This is a genomic window from Mycetocola sp. Y444 (assembly GCF_059445295.1).
On the sequence record NZ_JCAIUB010000002.1, the window covers coordinates 184,273 to 205,264 of the forward strand.

18 protein-coding genes are annotated in these 20,992 nt (G+C 66.6%); 13 read left to right on the forward strand and 5 right to left on the reverse strand.

Translation table 11 applies throughout. The features are described 5' to 3' along the window. Positions 1–95 precede the first annotated feature (95 nt). The 3 genes from AC1C2M_RS07685 to AC1C2M_RS07695 all read left to right on the forward strand — a co-directional run bounded on the left by AC1C2M_RS07685 (position 96) and on the right by AC1C2M_RS07695 (position 3,374). On the forward strand, positions 96–506 hold the full coding sequence (locus AC1C2M_RS07685; RefSeq protein ID WP_483405144.1) for a PLDc N-terminal domain-containing protein: 411 nt from the start codon (positions 96–98) through the stop codon (positions 504–506). After that, the gene (gene menD, locus AC1C2M_RS07690) at positions 499–2,208 is read left to right on the forward strand and encodes a 2-succinyl-5-enolpyruvyl-6-hydroxy-3-cyclohexene-1-carboxylic-acid synthase (protein WP_495435833.1); all 1,710 of its coding nucleotides are present in this window, start codon (positions 499–501) and stop codon (positions 2,206–2,208) included. The genes AC1C2M_RS07685 and menD overlap by 8 nt, the downstream gene beginning before the upstream one ends. Positions 2,209–2,282: 74 nt before the next feature. Beyond that, positions 2,283–3,374, forward strand: a complete 1,092-nt coding sequence (locus tag AC1C2M_RS07695; protein ID WP_495435834.1) for a PPK2 family polyphosphate kinase — start codon at positions 2,283–2,285, stop codon at positions 3,372–3,374. Here AC1C2M_RS07695 and AC1C2M_RS07700 read toward each other — a convergent pair. Then, complete coding sequence (locus AC1C2M_RS07700; RefSeq protein WP_495435835.1) at positions 3,371–4,651, reverse strand: isochorismate synthase; 1,281 nt, start codon at positions 4,649–4,651, stop codon at positions 3,371–3,373. The two genes, AC1C2M_RS07695 and AC1C2M_RS07700, sit on opposite strands and share 4 nt — an antisense overlap. Before the next feature lie 128 nt (positions 4,652–4,779). On the opposite strand from AC1C2M_RS07700, the gene AC1C2M_RS07705 reads away from it, so the two are divergent. After that, positions 4,780–5,487, forward strand: a complete 708-nt coding sequence (locus AC1C2M_RS07705; protein WP_495435836.1) for a demethylmenaquinone methyltransferase — start codon at positions 4,780–4,782, stop codon at positions 5,485–5,487. 330 nt (positions 5,488–5,817) lie between these two features. On the opposite strand, the gene AC1C2M_RS07710 is transcribed toward AC1C2M_RS07705, so the two are convergent. From AC1C2M_RS07710 to AC1C2M_RS07720, 3 genes are read right to left on the reverse strand one after another with little or no spacing between them, the layout of a single operon-like run. Continuing rightward, positions 5,818–6,600, reverse strand: coding sequence for a putative protein N(5)-glutamine methyltransferase (locus AC1C2M_RS07710; protein WP_495435837.1), 783 nt, complete (start codon positions 6,598–6,600; stop codon positions 5,818–5,820). 10 nt (positions 6,601–6,610) lie between these two features. Next, positions 6,611–7,183: a YdeI/OmpD-associated family protein gene (locus AC1C2M_RS07715; RefSeq protein ID WP_483405150.1), complete on the reverse strand. Its 573-nt coding sequence runs from the start codon at positions 7,181–7,183 to the stop codon at positions 6,611–6,613. Beyond that, the gene (locus tag AC1C2M_RS07720; RefSeq protein ID WP_495435838.1) at positions 7,183–7,614 is read right to left on the reverse strand and encodes a VOC family protein; all 432 of its coding nucleotides are present in this window, start codon (positions 7,612–7,614) and stop codon (positions 7,183–7,185) included. Before AC1C2M_RS07720 ends, AC1C2M_RS07715 begins: the two co-directional genes overlap by 1 nt. A gap of 193 nt (positions 7,615–7,807) precedes the next feature. On the opposite strand from AC1C2M_RS07720, the gene AC1C2M_RS07725 reads away from it, so the two are divergent. The 6 genes from AC1C2M_RS07725 (at position 7,808) to AC1C2M_RS07750 (ending at position 15,054) form a co-directional block, all read left to right on the forward strand. After that, on the forward strand, positions 7,808–9,367 hold the full coding sequence (locus AC1C2M_RS07725; protein ID WP_495435839.1) for an APC family permease: 1,560 nt from the start codon (positions 7,808–7,810) through the stop codon (positions 9,365–9,367). Between the two features lie 79 nt (positions 9,368–9,446). Next, positions 9,447–10,667: a saccharopine dehydrogenase family protein gene (locus tag AC1C2M_RS07730; protein ID WP_495435840.1), complete on the forward strand. Its 1,221-nt coding sequence runs from the start codon at positions 9,447–9,449 to the stop codon at positions 10,665–10,667. Between the two features lie 33 nt (positions 10,668–10,700). Then, a complete protein-coding gene (locus tag AC1C2M_RS07735; protein ID WP_483405154.1) occupies positions 10,701–11,768 on the forward strand; it encodes a polyprenyl synthetase family protein in 1,068 nt (355 codons plus the stop codon). Between the two features lie 15 nt (positions 11,769–11,783). Beyond that, complete coding sequence (locus AC1C2M_RS07740) at positions 11,784–13,154, forward strand: FAD-dependent oxidoreductase (RefSeq protein ID WP_483405155.1); 1,371 nt, start codon at positions 11,784–11,786, stop codon at positions 13,152–13,154. 65 nt (positions 13,155–13,219) lie between these two features. Next, complete coding sequence (locus AC1C2M_RS07745; protein ID WP_495435841.1) at positions 13,220–14,023, forward strand: hypothetical protein; 804 nt, start codon at positions 13,220–13,222, stop codon at positions 14,021–14,023. Between the two features lie 5 nt (positions 14,024–14,028). After that, positions 14,029–15,054, forward strand: coding sequence for an alpha/beta hydrolase (locus tag AC1C2M_RS07750; RefSeq protein ID WP_495435842.1), 1,026 nt, complete (start codon positions 14,029–14,031; stop codon positions 15,052–15,054). 51 nt (positions 15,055–15,105) lie between these two features. On the opposite strand, the gene AC1C2M_RS07755 is transcribed toward AC1C2M_RS07750, so the two are convergent. After that, positions 15,106–16,620: a PucR family transcriptional regulator gene (locus AC1C2M_RS07755; RefSeq protein ID WP_495435843.1), complete on the reverse strand. Its 1,515-nt coding sequence runs from the start codon at positions 16,618–16,620 to the stop codon at positions 15,106–15,108. A 114-nt stretch (positions 16,621–16,734) separates the two neighbouring features. Between AC1C2M_RS07755 and gabT the strand changes: the two genes are divergently transcribed. From gabT to AC1C2M_RS07770, 3 genes are read left to right on the forward strand one after another with little or no spacing between them, the layout of a single operon-like run. Next, positions 16,735–18,081 (forward strand): 4-aminobutyrate--2-oxoglutarate transaminase, encoded by a 1,347-nt coding sequence (gene gabT, locus AC1C2M_RS07760; RefSeq protein ID WP_495435844.1) that lies wholly within the window; start codon positions 16,735–16,737, stop codon positions 18,079–18,081. Then, complete coding sequence (locus AC1C2M_RS07765; RefSeq protein WP_495435845.1) at positions 18,078–19,532, forward strand: NAD-dependent succinate-semialdehyde dehydrogenase; 1,455 nt, start codon at positions 18,078–18,080, stop codon at positions 19,530–19,532. Before gabT ends, AC1C2M_RS07765 begins: the two co-directional genes overlap by 4 nt. A 28-nt stretch (positions 19,533–19,560) precedes the next feature. Next, on the forward strand, positions 19,561–20,988 hold the full coding sequence (locus AC1C2M_RS07770) for a gamma-aminobutyraldehyde dehydrogenase (protein ID WP_495435846.1): 1,428 nt from the start codon (positions 19,561–19,563) through the stop codon (positions 20,986–20,988). Positions 20,989–20,992: the final 4 nt, after the last annotated feature.

Consider the following 20,992-nt stretch of genomic DNA (forward strand, 5'->3'; position numbering starts at 1 on the left):
AGTGTATGCGCGCCAGTCTGGGAGGACGCTCGCCGGTGCAGCGTCCGTGATCCCCTCCCCGGGGTAATTCACAGAATGACGACTACGATGAAGGTATGCGTTGGCTCGTGATTCTCCTCGTTGTGGTGGTAGTCGCAACGATCTTCGCCGTGATCGATTGCGCCATGATGGCGAGGGAGAGAGTGCGGGGCCTGTCCAAGCCCGTCTGGCTCGTCGTGATCGTGTTGTTGCCGGTTCTCGGCCTCATCCTGTGGTTCACGATCGGTCGCGCGAGGGTCACCCAGGTCGCCCGTCCGCGGCTCGCTCCAGACGACGACCCCGCCTTCATCGGCACCCTCGGCCGCGATAAGGAGCAGGACGAACGCATCCGTCGGCTTGAAGAAGAACTCGCCGCCCTCGACTCGGACGCCGCAGAGCCCGACGAACCGGGCAAGGCCAAGCCCACGCCGGACAAGCACCCGGACCCCAAGCAGGAGCCTGACGACACGGGCAGGGCGGATGCCTGACGCCAGTCCGGCAACCGATTACTCGCTCGCACTTCTCGAGGAATGCATTCGGCAGGGTGTCACCGACATCGTCGTTTGCCCCGGATCACGCTCGCAAGCCCTCGCCCTCGCGGCCGCGGCGCTTGAGCGGTCGGGCGAGATCCGGCTCCATGTCCGGATCGATGAGCGGGTGGCCGGCTTCTTCGCCCTTGGCCTGTCGATCGAAACCGGTAACCCCGCCATCGTCATCGTCACGAGCGGCACCGCGGTAGCCAACCTGCATCCGGCCGTCCTTGAGGCACATTCCTCCGACGTGCCCCTCATCCTCATCACCGCGGATCGACCGCTCGAACTCCGTGGCATCCGGTCGAACCAGACCACACACCAGGTCGGCATCTTCGGTGAGGCCGCCCGTTTCGCCCGTGACATAGCCGCGCCGACAGGTGCGAGCGGCGAGCGGGAGGCGGCGCGGGCGATCGCGAGACTCGCGGTCGACGCTGCGCTCGGCAGCGGGCGTTCGAGCGCGGGTCCCGTGCATCTCAACCTCCCACTGCGCGAGCCGTTGTCGCGTCCCATCCCGGATCGCGTGGCCATTTCGCCGGTCGAGAGCGCCGCGGATGCTGTGGCTCACGATTCACCGGACGTCTCGCGCATCACCAGGCCGGGCATTCTGCTTGACCGCTCGAAGCGAACCGTCGTGATCGCCGGCCACGGTGCCGGCCCACAGGCCGAAGCGCTCGCTCACGCCGGCGGCTGGCCGCTGATTGCTGAGGTTTCGAGTGGAGCCCGGTTCGGGCGCAATGTGATTGTCGCGTATCGCGAACTCCTCGCCGACGCGGAGCTCGGCGGCCGGGTCGAACGGGCCATCGTGTTCGGCCATCCGACGCTCAGCAGACAGGTGCCAGCGTTGCTCGCGACCGACGGCGTTGAGGTCATCGTCGTCGCGCCAACGGGCGATGAGGTCTACAACCCGGGTCGCCGCGCCGCGCACGTCGTCGGCGCCGCGAGCGTGGTCGACGGAAGCGTCGATCGCGCCTGGCTCGGCTCCTGGATCATGGCATCCCGCGCGCTCGTCGACGCGGCATCCACCGACGTCGCTCCTGACCTCGAGGCCGCTCACTCGCACGACCCCGCCACCAGGCTCGCGTACGTGAAGACAGAGTTCGGTGCGATCCGGGCACCTATCGACCGGCGCTCCCTCGCCCTTGCCGTATGGGGCGCGACGTGGCCGCACGACAGGCTCGTGCTGGGGGCGTCCCGGCTCATCCGCGACGTCGATGCCGCGGTCCCTGGCAAGAAGATCACCGTGCACTCGAACCGTGGGCTCGCCGGCATCGACGGAACCGTGTCGACCTCGCTGGGCATCGCCAGCGCCAGTCAGCACGCGGGTTCCGGCGTTACCCGGGTGCTCCTCGGCGACCTGACGTTCCTGCACGACGCCGGCGCGCTGCTGACGGCTGCCGGCGAACGGATGCCACGAATCCAGGTGATCGTCGGTAACGACGGGGGCGGCACCATCTTCGACGGGCTCGAGGTCGCGCAGGCGGCCGACCGTGACGCGGTCGATCGGGTGCTGTACACGCCCCAGTCGGTGAACCTCGAAGCCCTCGCAACGGCGTACGGCTGGAAATACGTCAGGGCGACCACGCGCTCCGCGCTCGACCAGGCGCTGACCGCGCCGACGGCATCCGGCACGCTGATCGAGGTGCCGCTCGAGCGCTGACGGTCAGGCGCAACATTGACCGAGCATTGGGCCAGCACTTGAGCCGGACGGCCGTGAGGGACCACACTGTCGGGATGGCCAAGAAGAAGAAGTCAGCGGAGAAGAAGTCCGCGGAGAAGAAGTCCGAGAAGAAATCGGCGAAGAAGTCCGCCGAAAAACTGGCGGAGAAGCTGGCCGCGAAGAAGTCAGCGGCGACGGTGGCGGCGAAGGCAGCGGAGAAGTCGGCGGAGAAGTCGGCGGCGAAGCCGGGCAAGAACAGCCCGGAATCCGCGTGGCGGTCAAGCCCTGCCTCGCTTCTGCGGGTCAGTGACAGCTTCGTGCTCGCTGACGTCGACCCGGGATCGACCCCCGGCTTCTCTGGCGGCAAACGGGAGGGACGCCAGGCGCTCGCCACCGATGCGGTAGAGCTGAGCGCCATCCAGGAGCGGCTGTTCGCTTCCTCGAAGGGCGGCGCGCCGGATGCCGTTCTCCTCGTTCTGCAGGCAATGGACACGGCGGGCAAGGGCGGGATCGTTCGCCACGTCGTTGGTTCCGTCGACCCGCAGGGCGTGACACTTACCGCTTTCAAGGCGCCGACGCGGGCAGAGCGCAGGCACGATTTCCTCTGGCGAATCGAGAGGCGGGTTCCCGAGCCCGGCTTCATCGGAGTGTTCGACAGGTCGCACTACGAAGACGTCCTCATCGGCTCGGTTCGGAAGCTCGCGAGCGAGGAGGAGATCGAACGTCGTTACGACGCCATCCTCGACTTCGAATCGCGGCTCATCGACCGAAACGTGCGCATCGTGAAGGTGATGCTCCAGATCAGCCCGGATGAGCAGAAGCGCCGCCTGGCTGAGCGGCTGGATCGCCCGGACAAGCACTGGAAGTTCAACCCGGCAGACATCGACGAGAGAGAAGTCTGGCCCGACTACCAGGCGGCGTATCAGCGCGTGCTCGAGCGGACGTCGACCGAGCAAGCCCCGTGGTTCGTCGTGCCGGCCAACCACAAGTGGTACGCGCGTGCCGCCGTACAGCGACTGTTGCTTGACGCTCTCACGGACATCGACCCACAGTGGCCCGCCGCCGACTTCGACGTGGACGAGCAGAAGGCACGGCTCGCGGCGTCCACGCTGGAACCGGCATCCGCTCTGCCAACGCGCTCGAAGTCGAAGGTGACGCCGCTCTAGGCGAACGCGTCGAGGATGGGCCGGAACTTCATTGTGGTCTCGGTGAGTTCCTTCTCGGGGTCAGAGTCTGCGACGATGCCGCAGCCGGCATATGCCGTGACATCGCCGTTCGGCTCGACCTGTGCCGACCGCAGGGCGATCGCCCACTCGCCGTCTCCGTCGGCGCCGACCCAGCCGACCGGCCCGGCATACCGGCCGCGGTCGAACGGTTCGAGTTCGTCGATGAGTGCCGTCGCCGTCGCGGTCGGTGCTCCGGCCACGGCGGCGGTGGGGTGCATGGCGTCGATCAGGTCGAGGGAGGTGGCGTCGTCGGTCAGTGTGCCTTCGACGTCCGTGGCGAGGTGCCACAGGTTCGGCAGCTTGAGGGCGAAGGGCGTCTCACTGGTGATCACGTGGGCGGTGTGCGTCCGGAGCGACTCGAGCACGCTCTGAACGGCGAACCGGTGTTCGTCCTGGTCCTTCGTGCTCGACACGAGCTCGGTGGCCGCGCGGGTGTCGCTCGCAGCGTCAATTCCGCGGGAGGCCGTGCCGGCGAGCACACGCGCGGTGACCGATCCGTGCGACACGGTGACTAGGGTCTCCGGACTCGAGCCGATGAGCCCATCGACCGAGTATGTCCAGCAATTGGGATAGCCGAGCGCGAGGTCTGCGAGCACACGGCGGAGGTCGGCGCCCGCGGGCAGGTGGCCCCTGAGGTCCCGCGACAGCACCACCTTGTCGACGTCGCCGGAAACGATATGTCCGACAGCCTCGGCGACGTGGGCTTTGAACCCGTCGGCGCTCTCCGCTCCCGGCGTCAGGCTGAGCCGGTACTCAGTGCCGAACGGGGTTGGGCGAGGGGCGGATGCCGTCGGCGCGGCGTCAGAGACTGCGTCCGGGTCCGAGACGGTGATCTGCGTCAGCCAGCTCCGGCCGTCGCGGCGGCCGATGATCGTACGGGGCACGATGAGCACGCTGGACTTCTCGGAAGAGGAGGAAAACGCGAACGTGCCGAACGCGACCAGGCCGCTGCCCGGCATCCGTACCTCGTCGATAACGTCAGCAGCGGCGGCGACCTCTCGCCAGAGCAGCGCGGCGTCACTCATGCGGGTTGGCCCCGCGAATTCGAGCCGGAGTGCCTCGCCGATGCCGACGATGCCGTTGCCCTGCCGTACCCACAGCAAGGGGGCATGGGGGTCAGCGAGGGGGAGGAGTGAGCGGACGTCGTCGACCTTGTGGGTCCTGACGGTGAGGTGCCGCACACGCGGATGCGGAGCGATTGTGCCGGGTTGAGTCACGTCTCAAGCCTACGCCTCGACAGTGCCCTCCCAGCCGGTTGTCGCCGTCTGCTCAGCGGGCTTTGAGGCGGCAGTGACCCGGTACCGCCTGTCCGGATCTTCCATCCCTCGCGACGTATGCTTGGGGGATGAACAAGGCAGATCTCTCCAAGCAGCCATCGCAGGTATCGGCCATGTTCGACCAGGTTTCCACGCACTATGACCGGACGAACGCGGTGATGAGCGTCGGCAACGACATGCTCTGGCGAGTGGCCACGACCCGTGCCGTCGACCCGCACCCCGGCGACCGCATTCTCGACCTGGCCGCCGGAACCGGCACCTCCAGCGCCTCGCTGGCGAAGTCGGGCGCAACAGTGGTTGCCGCCGACTTCTCACCCGGCATGATCGAGGTTGGCCGCAAGAAGTACGGTCGCGTGCGCAACATGCAGTTCGTCGAAGCGGATGCCACTGACCTCCCGTTCGGCGACAACGAGTTCGACGCAACGACGATCTCGTTCGGTCTCCGCAACGTCGTCGAGCCGAAGAAGGCAATTGCCGAGATGTTCCGAGTGACGAAGCCGGGTGGCCGCATCGTCATCTGTGAGTTCTCGACCCCGCCGAACGCGGTGATGAAGGGCCTGTACGACTTCTACCTCGAGCGGGTGACGCCGGTGATGGTGAAGTTCTCGAGCTCCAACCCCGACGCGTACGACTACCTCAACGACTCGATCAAGGCGTGGCCGAAGCAGGCCGAACTCGCGTCGTGGATGCGGGGCGCCGGCTGGACCGAGGTTCAGTACCGCAACCTCACCGGCGGGATCGTCGCCCTCCACCGCGGGACAAAGCCCCGCGCGTAGTCGCCACTCGAACTGCCCGACGTGGCTCCGCGCCTCGGGTGTGTTTCGGGAGGTAAATGCCCGGGTCGGAGAACGGATGTGCCATGGACCCGGCGATTCTCCGCCCGGGGCGACAGTGGCGCGCGCGGCCCGGTCGGGTTCGCGGCCGTGGCGGTGGGCGACAGCCGAGCGTGCGGCCCGGCGTGTTGGCGTCAGGTTGCGACTCCTCGGGTGTGTTTCGGGAGGTAAATGCCCGGGTCGGGTTCGTATGCGCCGTGGACCCGGCGTTTCTCCGCCCGGGGCGACAGTGCCGCGCGCGGCCGAGCACGCAGCCGAGGGTGCCGCGCGCGATCACCTCGTGCCCGTGACGACCGTCGCGCCGAACTCGCTCGAGCGCTCGATCCTGGCGTCCAAGCCGGCATCCGCGACAATCCGGGCGGTCCGGTCGGCCTGACGTTCGCTCGTCTCGATCAGGAGGTGCCCACCCGCGCGCAACCAGGCGGGCGCCTCAGCACTGATCCGCCGGTGAAGGTCAAGCCCGTCGGGGCCGCCATCGAGGGTCGCGAGTGTCTCGTGCAGTCGTGCCTCCCGCGGCATCAGAGTGATCTCCGCGGTCGGCACATAGGGTGCATTCGCGACCACAAGATCAACCCGCCCGCGCAGGTCGGCAGGCAGCGACGAGAAGAGATCGCCCTCCACGACGGTGCCGGCGACATTCGCGCGGGCACAGGCAACAGCATCCGCATCGATGTCGGTCGACCACAACTCGATCGCGGGGAACCGGGCCATCAACGCCGCTCCGATGGCGCCCGACCCGCAGCAGACATCGATGACGAGCGGATGCCCGCGCTGCGTGGCGAGGAACGCCGCGCGGTCGACGAGAAACTCGGTGCGCCGGCGAGGCACGAAGACCCCGGGTCGAACCCGAACGCGTAGTCCGCAGAACTCGGCCCAGCCGACGATGTATTCGAGCGGTTCGCCCGCGGACCGACGGCGGACAAGCAGGCCGAGCTCCGATGCATCCGCCGCGGCCTCGATCAGGAGCCGGGCCTCGTCCTCGGCGAACACCGAGCCGGTACTCCTGAGCCGTCCGGCTACCCCGAATACCAGGGTGGAATCCTGCGCCCCCCTCACGCCGGCCCACTCACGAGAGCGTCTCGCCGCGCGCGAGCTGCTCGACGAACGCCTCGATCCGCCGCGCACGGGTCTCCGGCCGTTTTGCCTCCTGGATCCGGTAGTAGACCATGAAACGGTTCTGGCTGTTGAGCGAGGCGAAGAACTCAGCGGCGGCCGGGTTCTTTTCGAGGGCGGCGAGGAAGTCGGGGTGCGGCTCCGCCGTCTTCGGTCCCTCGTACGCCCGATCCCATCTCCCGTCGGCGCGGGCACGTTCGACCTCCGCGATGCCACGGGGTGTCATCCGCCCCTCGGCGATCATGGCCTCGGCGAAGCGTACGTTGCGCATCGACCAGGGACTTCGGGATCGTCTCGGGGTGAAGCGCTGGACATAGGTTGCGTCGTCAACGCGGCGGGCCTGCCCATCGATCCAGCCGTAGGCGAGCGCGATATCGAGCGCCTCGGCGTACGTGATCGTGGTTTGCCCCGATCCTTTCTTCGCCATCACGAGCCAGACGCCCGGTGACGTGTCCTGTTCGACTTCGATCCAGGCGCGAAACTCATCGGGTCCGTCGAAACGCCGCGTCTCCTGCTCCGCGGCCATTACTCGCCCAGCATCCCGCCCGTGCGGAACTCGAGGATCTGGAGATAGTGCGGGTTGTACATCACGCCGAGGATGTTGCCGAACGGATCGACGACGGATGCCGTCACAAAACCCGCTTCCCGCTTCGTGATCGCTTCATGCTCGGTCGCGCCGAGGGCGAGCAGGCGGTCAAGCGCCTGCTCAACATCGTCGACGTGCCAGAAAACGACGGCGCCACCCGGATCGGTCGCCGTCGGGTGCGGTGAGTATCGGCGATCGATGATCCCGAGTTCGTGTTCGTAGTCACCGATCCGGTATTCGATGTACGCGGCAGGTCCGCTTTCGGGACGCACAAAGTAGGGCGCGATCCCCAGCAGTTCGGTGTACCACTTCCTGGCGGCATCGATGTCGTCGGCGAAAAAGCTGACAGTGGCTAGGCCCCTCAAGAACATGATTGCTCCGTTTCCGGCGCACATACGAATAACGCCTGAACGGTCCTATAGTGACGCGAGCGCGTGGCATCCGTCCAGCCCTCAGCTCCCGGATCACGAACGCGATGACACCGGCTCAGGTGAAGCCACACTCGCCTGGCCACCCGTCACACCGGCATTGACATCCGAATCTGTCCAGCAGTAGCTTTCGCTCATGACAACGCGGTCGACGGATGATTCGCGCCCGTCAGCTTCCAGCGGCGGAGGGAAGGGCCTCGCAACCGGGGCTCTCGGCCTCTGGGGGTCCGTGGTCATCGGGCTGGCGTCGACGGCGCCCGTCTACTCGCTCGTCGCGACCCTCGGGTTCGTGGTGCTTGCCGTCGGCGCACAGGCACCGATCGCCTTCATCGTCGCGTTCATCCCCATGCTGTTCATCGCGTTTGCCTACCGCGAACTCAACCGCGCCGTTCCCGACTGCGGCACGACCTTCACCTGGGGAACGAAGGCATTCGGCCCGTTCATTGGCTGGATGGGCGGCTGGGGAGTTGCCGTCGCTGGGATGGTTGTCCTCGCCAACCTCGCGCAGGTCGGTGGGCAATACCTCTGGCTGCTCGTCGGTGACGGGTCGCTCGCGTCGAACGCCGCAGTGGTCACCGCGACCGGGGTCGTGTTCATCGCACTCATGACCTGGGTGAGCTATCGCGGTATCCAGGTGGGCGAACGGGTGCAGAACGTCCTCCTGGCCGTGCAGTACCTGGCACTCGCCCTGTTCGTCATCGTCGCGTTCGTTCGGGTCGCATCGGGAGATGCACCCAACCCAACGCCCGTCTCATTCGACTGGTTCAACCCGTTCGCGTTCACCGACTACTCGGGGTTCATCGAGGCTGTGCTGCTTGCCCTGTTCATCTACTGGGGCTGGGACACCTGCCTCGCCCTCAACGAGGAGACAAAAGACCCGAAGCGCATTCCCGGCCGGGCTGCCGTCGTCACGACGGCGATCCTCCTCGTGACCTACGTCTCGGTGACCGTCGCCGCGATGTCATACGCCGGCCTGGGAACGGATGGAACGGGACTCGCCAACGAAGACAACGCCAACGACGTCTTCCTGGCGCTCAAAGACCTGATCCTGGGGCCATGGGCCTGGATCCTCGTCGTCGCGGTGCTGGTCTCGGCGGTGTCGTCGACGCAGACCACGATTCTGCCGACCGCGCGCGGCACCCTCACGATGGCCGCGTACCGGGCGCTGCCCAGGCGGTTCGCGACAGTGCACCCAAAGCACCAGACACCGTCATTCTCGACCCTTGTCATGGGGATCGTCGCGATCGTCTACTACGTGGGCATGACCTTTATCTCGGAGAACATCCTCGCCGATTCGATCCTCTCGCTCGGCCTCGCCATCGCGTTCTACTACGGAATAACGGGCCTCGCGTGCGTCTGGTACTTCCGCCGGGAACTCTTCAGCTCGCCGCGCAACTTCTTCTTCAAGGGCCTGTTTCCATTTCTCGGCGGGCTGATGCTCGGTTATGCGTTCATCCAGAGTTGTATCGACATGTACGACGTGGATTACGGGTACACGATCATCTTCGGCATCGGCGGCACCTTCGTCGTTGGAGTCGGTGCGCTCGCGCTCGGTGTCGTCCTCATGCTCCTGTGGTGGGTGTTCCCCCGGTCGAAGCCGTTCTTCCGTGGCGAGACTCTCAACCGCGACACCGAGGTGCTCGTCCCGGACAGCCCCGACGAGTACGGCCGTTCGGTCGACGGCGGCCTGACGTGACCGGCCGGGCCGAACCAGCCCGGCAACGCCAGCCCGGCACGACCAACCCGAATCAGCACCGTCACGCGAGAGGAGAGCCATGCGCATCCTGATCGTCGGAACCGGAGGGGTCGGGTCCGCGGCCGCTCGCATCCTCGCCCGGCGCGCCTTCTTCGAGCGCCTCGTCATCGCCGATTACGATCCGATCCGACCCGGGACACTGGTCGCCGACCTCGGGGACGCCCGATTTGCGGCAGCGCAGGTCGATGCATCGAGCGCCGACGCTGTTGCCGCGCTCATCCGTGAGCACGACATTACCCACGTGCTCAACGCCGTCGACCCTCGGTTCGTGATGCCGATCTTCGACGGCTGTTTCGCCGCCGATGCGGTTTACCTCGACATGGCCATGAGTCTCTCCCGTCCGCATCCCGACAAGCCCTTCGAGCTTCCCGGTGTGAAGCTCGGTGATGAGCAATTCGCGCAGGCCGAAAGGTGGGCGGATGCCGGTCGGCTCGCGTTGGTCGGTATCGGCGTCGAGCCCGGTCTCTCCGATGTGTTCGCGCGGTACGCCGAAGACGAACTCTTCAGCGAGATCGACGAACTCGGGGTGCGCGACGGCGCGAACCTCGTCGTTGACGGGTACGACTTCGCACCGTCGTTCTCGATCTGGACCACGATTGAGGAGTGCCTCAACCCGCCGGTGATCTTCGAGCGCGAGCGCGGCTGGTTCACAACGCCGCCATTCAGTGAACCCGAGATCTTCGACTTTCCCGACGGAATCGGTCCGGTTGAGTGCGTTAACGTCGAGCACGAGGAAGTGCTCCTCATGCCGCGCTGGACGAAAGCGAAGCGGGTGACCTTCAAGTACGGACTCGGTGACGAGTTCATCCAGGTGCTTCAGGTTCTCCATAAGACCGGTCTCGACAGAACGGAGCCGGTGACGGTCAAGGGCGCCCAGGTCTCACCGCGCGACGTTGTCGCTGCCTGCCTCCCCGACCCGGCGACCCTCGGTGATCGGATGCGCGGCAAGACCTGTGCCGGGGTCTGGGTGCGCGGAACGGGCAAGGACGGGGCTCCGCGCTCGACCTATCTCTATCACGTGGCCGATAACGAGCAGACGATGGCGGAGTACGGCTCCCAGGCCGTCGTCTGGCAGACCGCGATCAACCCGGCCGTTGCGCTCGAACTCCTGGCGGCGGGGGTGTGGGGCGGGACCGGAGTTCTCGGCCCGGAGGCGTTCGATTCCCGCCCGTTCCTCGACCTTCTCGCCGCCGATTCGCCCGCCGGATACGGTTCGCCCTGGGGGATCGAGGAGAAATAAACCAGAACCCCGGGCACGGGTAGGCTAGTCCTCGTGAATCCGAGTGCTATCCGGCGTGCGACGAGCCTTTCCAGTCATCTGGGCCAGACCGAACGTATCTTCGCGTCAGCGAAAAGCAAGCAGTTGCTCGCGTCGGTCGACGACGGGCTCCAGCGCATCGAGAACGCCCTCGAGGTGGAACTGAGTTTCACCGACTCCGTCGCCGATTCAACGTCGCGATACCTGCTCGAGGCCGGTGGCAAGCGCGTTCGCCCCATGCTGCTTCTGCTCACCGCACAGCTCGGAAACGGCAACACGGACGAGGTGATCCAGGCGGCTGAGGCCATCGAGATCACCCACCTCGCGTCGCTGTACCACGATGACGTCATGGACGACGCCGACCGCAGGCGGGGCGTCCCGAGTGCCCATGCCGTGTTCGGCAACTCGGTTGCCATCCTCACCGGTGACCTCCTCTTCGCGCGGGCAAGCCAGCTGATGGCGAAGCTGGGCGAGCGTGCGACGCAGCTTCAGGCCGATACCTTCGAGCGACTCGTCCTCGGACAGCTGCACGAGACCGTCGGGCCGCAGGGCGACGAAGACCCGGAAGAGCACTACATCCGGGTTCTCGCCGACAAGACCGGCTCGCTCATCGCACTCGCCGCTCAGGCCGGACTGATCTTCTCCGGAGCCCCCCGCGAATTCGAGCCAGCTGTTGTCGAGTACGGCGAAAAGATCGGCGTCGCCTTCCAGCTCATCGATGACGTCATCGATCTCTCGCCGCAGCCGGAGGAGACCGGCAAAGTCCCCGGCACCGACCTGCGCGCCGGCGTTGCAACACTTCCGCTCATCCGCCTTCGCGCGCTCGCCGCCACTGACGAGTCTGCGGCTGCGCTTGTATCCCGTATCGAGACGGATGCCGCCGGCACCGACGGCGACGCGGCATCCGCCGACTTCGACGCGGCGATCGCGGAACTCCGCGTTCACGACGTCACCACCCGCACTCTCGCCGAGGCCCACGAGTGGGCGCGTGAAGCCGTTGAGGCGCTCGCGCCGCTGCCGGACGGCCCGGTGAAACAGGCTCTCACCCGCTTTGCGGACACCATCGTCGACCGCAGCAAGTAAGGAACGTACCCCCGAATGACCAAGTTGAGACTCGCCATCGTCGGAGCCGGCCCCGCAGGGATCTACGCAGCAGACATCCTGCTCAAGGCAGAACGCAACTTCGACGTGTCGATCGACCTGTTCGACCGGCTTCCTGCACCATACGGCCTGGTCCGATACGGCGTCGCGCCCGATCACCCCCGCATCAAGGGAATCATCACCGCGCTCCGCGAGGTGCTCGACCGCGGTGATATTCGGGTCTTCGGTAACGTCAACTACGGCACCGACATCACGCTCGACGACCTCAAGAAGCACTACCACGCTGTGATCTTCGCCACTGGCGCCATCCAGGACGCCGACCTCGACATTCCCGGCATCCGCCTCGAAGGCTCCTACGGGGCAGCTGAGTTCGTCAGCTGGTTCGACGGACACCCGGACGTTCCCCGCACCTGGCCCCTCGAGGCTCAGTCGGTCGCCGTCATCGGCAACGGAAACGTCGCGCTCGACGTGTCACGAATTCTTGCCAAGCACCCCGAAGATCTGCTGTCGACGGAGATTCCCCAGAACGTCTACGAGGGCCTCAAAGCCTCGCCGGTCACTGATGTGCACGTGTTCGGCCGTCGCGGCCCCGCGCAGGTCAAGTTCACGCCGCTGGAACTGCGGGAGCTCGGTGAACTCCGTGACGTCGACCTGATCGTCTATGACGAGGACTTCGACTACGACGAGGCGTCGAAGGCGGCAATCGCGACCAACAAACAGGTCATGGTCATCGACAAGGTGCTGCAGAAATGGCGGCAGCGCGAGGTCGGCTCGGCTTCACGGCGCCTCCACCTGCACTTCTACGCCAAGCCGATCGAGATCGTCTCAGACGGTTCGGGTCACGTCGCTGCACTCCGGTACGAGCGCACGACACCGGATGCCGAGGGCGGCGTCGTCGGGACCGGCGAAATTCGCGAGATACCGGTCCAGGCCGTCTACCGGGCTGTCGGATACTTCGGGTCGCCGCTCGAGGGCATCCCGTTCGACAAGCGCCACGGAGTGATCCCCAACCGCGAGGGCATGGTGCTCCAGAAGGGCAGCAACGACGTGGTGCCGGGTGTCTACGCCACCGGCTGGATCAAGCGCGGACCGGTGGGTCTCATCGGGCACACCAAGTCCGACGCCATGGAAACGATCAAGCACGTCATCAACGGCGAGAGCAACTGGTGGACACCGGCGGATCCCACCGAGCAGGGCGTTATCGACATGCTCGACGAGCGTGGGGTCAAATACACGGATCTCGAGGGCTGGCACAACCTCGACCAGCACGAGATGAAGCTCGGTGAACCGCAGGGCCGCGCGCGCATCAAGGTCGTGCCTCGCGAGGACATGGTCGCGATCTCGCGCGGCGAAGCGGTCAACGAGTAGCGAGCGGGCAGCGCCGGGGACTTCTGTCCATTCGCGGGCTGCGGCGCGGCCGATAGGGTGGGTGCATGTCGATCGAGCAGCCTCCCCAGAACCCGAACTCTCAGCCCGTCCCGCCGGTAAGCGCGCGACCCCAGCCAGGCTCAGCGCCGCAGGGGGGTTACGCACCGCAGGGTGGTTACGCGCCGCAGGGTGGCTATGCCCCGCAGGGTGGTTATGCGCCGCAGGCGCCGCAGAAGCAGTCGCGCCCGGTTGACAAGGGCATCCTGCGCCAGGTGATCTTCGGCGGCGCTGTCGTGGTCGGGCTTGAGGCGGTCACCGGCATTCTCGGGCTGATCGGCAACGCGGTCTACGGACTCTTCGGTGACCGGTTCATCTACTTCGTCATCTCCCTCGTCGCCGCCGCCGTCTTCGCCGGACTCGTCGCGGTCAGCGCGCTGTACGTCGCACCTCTCGAAAAGGCGCGCACCACTGTCGAACTGCTCAAGAAGATCGCGATCGGTGGCGCGGTCGGCCTCGCCGGACTCGTCGTCATCAACCTCGTCTGGGCTGTCATCACCGGTGGTTCGTACCTCGGAGAGACCATCTTCAGCTCGGCAATCGTCGGGTCGTTGTCCACTGCCCTCATCTACACGGCACTCTTCGCGCTCGGAGTGCTCATCGCGCGCGCAGTTCCTGCTCGCCAGCAGGCCCCTGCTGCACCGGCAGGACAGTTCGGTGCTCCTCAGGGCTACGCCCCGCAGCAGCAGGCTCCTCAGGGGTACGCCGCCCAGCAGGGTCAGGCCCCTCAGGGCTATGCTCCCCAGCAGCAGGCACCCCAGTACCCCGCCGCTCCTCAGGGCCAGCAGCCGCCGCTCCCGCCACGGCCGTAATTTCGGTGGTTTCGAGCGCGCACACCGAGAGCGTCGGGCACAGCTGGAAGCCCGACATTCTCGGTGAGCCGTTCGAACATCTGACGCTCGACCTGGACTCCGATTTTGAGGGGCCCATGGTCGCGACGCTGGTGCGCCACCGGGAGGTGCCGCTCCGTCGTATTGCGTCGATGCTCAACGACGAAGCCGCGGCTCGCGGCTGGGACGTGCTCTATGTGCACGGCTGGTCCGATTACTTCTTCCAGACCGAACTCGCCGAATTCTGGAGCGCCCAGGGGGCGAGGTTTTTTGCCATCGACCTGCGCAAGTACGGACGGTCGCTCCGCGAGTACCAAACGCCCGGCTACATCACCAACCTCGCTGATTACGACGAGGACATCGAGGCGGCCCTGACGGTCATGGGCCACGGGATCGGCGAGCAGCCAACCCGCCGCCTGCTCCTGATGGGCCACTCGACGGGCGGCCTCACAGTGTCGTTGTGGGCTGACCGGCATCCGCAGCGGGCGCAGGCCCTCGTGCTCAACAGCCCGTGGCTCGAGTTTCAGGCTGGCGCGGTCGGGCGCAGGGCGCTTGCACCGCTCGCGACGATCGGTGCACGGCTCGACCCGCGGGCGCCTCTGCCGAACGTTGACCTCGGGTTCTATACCCGCGCCGTATCGAGCGCGATGGATGGCGAGTGGGACTACAACACCGAGTGGCGGCCGGCGCGCGGGTTTCCGACCCACCCCGCGTGGCTGGCAGCGATCTTCGCCGGGCATCAGCGCGTCGCCGCAGGCCTGTCGATCGGTGCGCCGGTGCTCAGCATGATGTCGTCCAGGTCGACCCTGTCGGTGACCTGGACGGAACGGATGCTCGAGAGCGACAGTGTGCTTGTCATCGATGAGATCGCCGAACATTCGCTCCGGCTCGCCCCGACGGTCACCGTGGCGAAAATCGACCGCGCCATTCACGACGTGCTGCTCTCAGCCGAACCCGTGCGCGCCGTCGCGTATGGGCAGATGGTGCAGTGGGCGCGCGCGTACCTGCGCTGACCGCATCCGCCCCACTCCTGGCTGACGGCATCCGCCTCACCGGCGTGGACGTTACTCGAGCTGCAGTGCCAGCCACAGGTTGGTGCGGGCCTCGAAGCTCCGAAGCTCCCGCCCGGTGAGTTTCTCCACGAGGGCGACCCTGCTCTTCAGGGTGTGCCTGTGGATCCCGAGCTGTTTGGCCGCAGGGTCCCACGATCCGTTGTGTTCGAGCCATACGCGTGCACTCTCGACGAGGGTCGTGCCCGTGGCCGCATCGTGCTCCCTGACCGGACGCAGCAGTGCCCTGGCGAGCTCCGCCGCCGACGTTTCACGAAGGAGGCCGGCGAGGCTTCCGGAAACGAGGGCACCGAACTCCAGAACGGATGCCTCACCCGCTTTGTCGAGGGCGCGCACGGCCTGCTCCACACCTGTCGCGGTCACCGCCAACGGGAGCGGATCGGAAATCCCCACGGCGAGGGAGTGCGCGAGGCTCAACTCGTCCGCGAGTGCGACGGCATCCTCTGCTGCCACGCAGACGTACACTCGCCCGTTCTCCGCCGCGAGGAACGGCTCACCACCTCGGCGGACGTCGAGCTCGGACACCAGCGCATCGCGGGAGCCCTGCGGCGCCAGCGCGAGCACGCGAACGGGTTCAGCCGGGAGCACTCCACCCAGCTGCGAAACGATCCGCTGCGCGAACGCCACATTGCCCTCGAGCAGGGCCTGAAAGAGCCCGCCACGCAACCGTCCGTGCGCGCGGCCGAGCTCCCGGGCTTGCTCGATGGCCAGCCCGACCAGGGCAACGACGCTCGTCACGACACTCTGATCTGCCGCGTCCAGCGGTTCGGCACCCGCAGTGACGAGCACACCGCGAAGCTCCCCGCGGCGGCCGAGGGTCTGCAGCGAAGCCTGGCCCGCGATGTCGCTGATCGTCGAACTGGACCGTTGCCCGCGTGCAATCAGCCGTCCGGCTTCAGCATCCACGCGCGTCATCAGTTCGGGAACATCGAGGTGCGCCAGAATGGATGCCTCGTCGACAGTCACGGTTTTCTGCCCGCGGTAGTCGTAGAGGGCGACCCAGCGACCCAGCTGGCGGGAGAGTTCCGCGAGAACCGCGGCAACCGCATCCGGTTTCAATGCGGCGAAGGAAATGGCGCGCTGCGCATTGAGTGCCCAGGTGTCGCGGGCATGCGAGGCCTCGGCGATGAGGTCGGCAACCGAGCGGACGACCGCGATGAACGGTACCCGGTACGGCACCTCGAACAGGGGCATGTCGGCCCCGTCGCACGCCGCGATGAGACCGTCGGGCGTCGCGGCGCGGACCACCTCACTTCCGAACCCGATACCGAGTATGCCGTGGTCGGCGAGCCGTTCGACGTAGCCGGAGAAGGTGGCAGCTGTCGCTGCCTCGAACTGGGTGCCAGTGGTGAGCACGAGGTGCCCGGCGCCGAGGAATGGCGTCGGGTCGGCGAGGTCGGAACTGTGGATCCAGGAGACGGGTTCGGAGAGCCTCGACGAGTCGTTTCCGGCGAGGAGCCGGAGCCCGAGGCCCGCGTTGTGAAGCAGGCCGTGCACGGTGGGTTGCATGGCCTCAGCGTACGCGGAATTGCCAGACTGGCAACTGGTGCACAAGTCATGGCCACTTTGTCAGTTCCGGGGAGGCCCGCTCGCTCGTACGCTTGCTACACCGACAGGAGCCCCATGCCACTCACCACACAGGTCACCGGAGGGCCGTCGCTCGCGCAGGAGCGGCGGATCGTCACAGCGATCCCCGGCCCGCGCTCGCAGGAACTCATGGCCCGCAAGCAGAGCGCCATCGCCGGAGCGGTCGGAACCACCATGCCGGTCTTCGCCGCAGCCGCGGGAGGCGGGGTCGTCGTCGACGTCGACGGTAACTCGTTCATCGACCTCGGTTCGGGCATCGCGGTCACCGGCGTCGGCAACAGCGCGCCGCGCGTGGTCGAGGCCGTACAGGCGCAGGTGGCTCAATTCACCCACACCTGCTTCATGATCACGCCGTACGACTCCTACGTCGAGGTCGCCGAGAAGCTCAACGAGCTCACCCCCGGCGACCATGAGAAGCGCAGCGCCCTGTTCAACTCCGGCGCCGAAGCCGTCGAGAACGCCATCAAGGTGGCGCGCAGCTACACCGGCAAGCGGGCCGTCGTCGCATTCGACCACGCCTATCACGGGCGAACGAACCTCACCATGGCGCTCACCGCCAAGTCGATGCCGTACAAAAGCGGCTTCGGCCCGTTCGCCTCCGAGATCTATCGCGCCCCGATGTCGTATCCGTTCCGCGACGGCCTGAGCGGCCAGGAAGCCGTGAAGCGGGCGATCTCGATGATCGAGAAGCAGGTCGGAGCGGCCAACCTCGCCGCGATCATCATCGAGCCCATCCAGGGTGAGGGCGGCTTCATCGTCCCTGCTCCCGGATTCCTCCCCGCGCTCGCCGAGTGGGCCCGAGCCAACGACGTGGTGTTCATCGCCGATGAGGTGCAGACGGGCTTCTGCCGCACCGGTGACCTGTTCGCCTCGGAGCACGAGAGTCTCGTCCCCGACATCGTTGTCACCGCGAAGGGTATCGCCGGCGGCCTCCCGCTCTCCGGGGTCACCGGGCGCGCCGAGATCATGGACGCCACACACGCCGGTGGCCTCGGCGGCACCTACGGCGGCAACCCGCTCGCCTGTGTGGCCGCGCTTGCCACCATCGAGACGTATCTCGCCGACGACCTCGCCACCGTCGCCCGCTCGATCGGCGAGACCGTCACCTCGCGTTTCGCCGCAGTGCAGAAGACCGATCCTCGCATCGGCGACATCCGTGGTCGCGGCGCCATGATCGCCGTGGAGTTCGTTGAGCCCGAGACGCATGAACCGGATGCCGCGCTGACGAGCGCCATCGCCAGGGCTGCAGCGGCGAACGGCGTCATCGTCCTCACCTGCGGAACGTACGGTAACGTCATCCGTTTCCTGCCCCCACTGTCCATCCCCGACGCGCTGCTCTCCGAAGGCATCGACGTCGTTCTTTCCGCACTGGAGAACGCATGATTTCCGAATCCGACCTGCTCGCCAAGATCCCGACCGGGCTGTTCATCGGCGGTGGGTGGCGGTCGACCCAGAAGACGATCGATGTGAAAGACCCGTCGACCGGAGCCGTTCTCGCGTCGATCGCCGACGCATCCGCCGAGGACGCGACGGCAGCGCTCGACGCCGCCGTCGCCGTGCAGGACGAGTGGGCGGCAACGGCCCCACGCACCCGGTCGAACATCCTCCGGAAGGCGTTCGACCTCATGCAGGAGCGCCGCGACGAGTTTGCTCTGCTCATGACGCTCGAAATGGGCAAGCCGCTCGCGGAGTCCAACGGCGAGGTGACCTACGGTGGTGAATTCCTCCGCTGGTTCAGCGAGGAGGCCGTGCGCATCACCGGCCGCTACGGCGTGAACCCCGAGGGCACCGGCCGTACCATCGTCTCGCAGCACCCGGTCGGGCCGTGCTACCTCATCACCCCGTGGAACTTCCCGCTCGCGATGGCGACCCGCAAGATCGCCCCGGCGCTCGCCGCCGGCTGCACGGTCGTGATCAAGCCAGCGTCGCTCACACCGCTGACCACGCTCTACTTCGCAAAGCTGCTGGAGGAGGCGGGACTCCCCGCCGGCGTCGTCAACGTGCTCACCACGAGTTCGTCGAGCGCCGTCACCGAGCCGCTGCTGAACGACCCCCGTCTGCGCAAGCTCAGCTTCACCGGATCGACTCCCGTCGGCCAGAAACTGATCGAGCAGTCGGCAAAGAACGTGCTCCGCACCTCGATGGAACTCGGCGGCAACGCCCCGTTCATCGTGTTCGACGACGCCGACCTCGATGCCGCTGTCGACGGCGCCATCGCCGCGAAGTTCCGCAACGTCGGCCAGGCCTGCACGGCGGCCAACCGGTTCATCGTGCACGAGTCGGTCGCCGGGGAATTCGCGCGCCGCGTCACCGAACGGGTCACGGGCTTCGGCATCGGCCGCGGTACCGAGGAGGGCGTCACCATCGGCCCACTCATCGACGACCGTGCGGTGACCAAGGCCAGCGAACTCGTCGACGACGCCGTTGTGAAGGGTGCCACGCTGCTCACCGGTGGTTCCGCTCTCGACGGGCAGGGCACATTCTTCGAGCCGACGGTTCTCACCGACGTGCAGGCGGGTTCGAACATCCTGCGCGAGGAGATCTTCGGCCCAGTACTCGCCATCGTTCCGTTCAGCGAAGAAACGGATGCCATCCGGCTGGCCAACGACACCGAGTACGGACTCGTCAGCTACGTCTTCACGAAAGACCTCGCCCGCGGACAGCGGATGATCGACAAGCTTCAGACCGGCATGATGGGGCTCAACGTCGGCGTCATCTCCAACGCGTCTGCCCCGTTCGGCGGAGTCAAGCAGTCGGGGATCGGCCGAGAGGGCGGGTTCGAGGGAATCCACGAATACCTCTCGACCAAGTACACAATGACACCGATGTCGTAGGACGCCGGGCCACGAGAGAGGAAGAACAGTGACGTTGCTCCAGAACTACATCAACGGGACCTTTGTCGACGCTCAGGGAACCGAGACTCTCGAGGTGGTGAACCCGGCAACGGGGGAGGTCGTCGCGGTGTCGCCCATCTCGAACGTCGCCGATATCGACACCGCGTTCGCCGAGGCAAAGACGGCGTTCGCGACCTGGAAGCGCACGACGCCGAGCCAGCGGCAGGCCATGCTTCTGAAAATTGCGGATGCCATGGAGGCGAACGCGGACGAGCTCGTCGAGGCCCAGCACCGGAACACCGGTCAGCCACGGGAGACGGTCCGCGTTGAGGAGGTGCTCACGGGCGCCGACCACCTGCGGTTCTTCGCCGGCGCCGCGCGCGTGCTCGAGGGCAAGAGCGCGGGGGAGTACCTCGAGGGGCACACCTCGTTCGTGCGCCGCGAGCCGATCGGCGTCGTCGCGCAGGTGACCCCGTGGAACTACCCGATCATGATGGCCATCTGGAAGATCGCTCCGGCGCTCGCTGCGGGCAACACGGTCGTGCTCAAGCCGAGCGACACCACGCCAGAGTCCACCCTGGTTCTCGCCCGGCTGACGCAGGGCATCCTCCCCGACGGCGTGCTCAACGTCGTGCTCGGAAACGGGAGCACAGGACAGCTGATGACCGAGCACCCCGTTCCGGGGCTCGTGTCGATCACCGGCTCCGTGCGCGCCGGAATGGCGGTTGCGGCATCCGCTGCCAAGAGTCTCCACCGCGCGCATCTGGAACTCGGCGGGAAGGCTCCGGCCGTCGTATTCGCCGACGCGGACATCGCCGGTGCCGCTGAGGGGATCGCCGGCGCCGGCTACTTCAACGCCGGCCAGGACTGCACAGCGGTCACCCGCGTGCTCGTGCACGAGTCGGTCGCCGACGAATTCACCGCTGCGCTCGTGACGGCAGCGGAAGCGACGACAACGGGAGACGCCGAAGACCCCGACGCGTACTACGGCCCGCTCAACAACGCATCACACTTCGAGAAGGTGTCTGCGGTGATCGACGACCTGCCCTCACACGCGAAGGTGCTGACCGGGGGCCACCGCGTCGGTGACAAGGGCTTCTACTACGCGCCGACCGTCATCACCGGGGTCTCACAGATCGACGCCTGTGTGCAGGAGGAAACCTTCGGCCCCGTGCTCACCGTGCAGACTTTCGCCTCAGAGGAGCAGGCCGTCGAGATGGCCAACGATGTGGACTTCGGGCTCGCGTCGAGTGTCTGGACGACGGACCACGGCACCGCGATGCGGATGGCGCGCGACCTCGACTTCGGCGCTGTGTGGATCAACACCCACATTCTGCTCGCTGCCGAGATGCCGCACGGCGGGTTCAAGATGTCGGGCTACGGCAAGGACCTGTCGTCGTACGGACTCGAGGACTACACGCGAATCAAGCACGTCATGAGCGCGATCGGCGAATGACGAT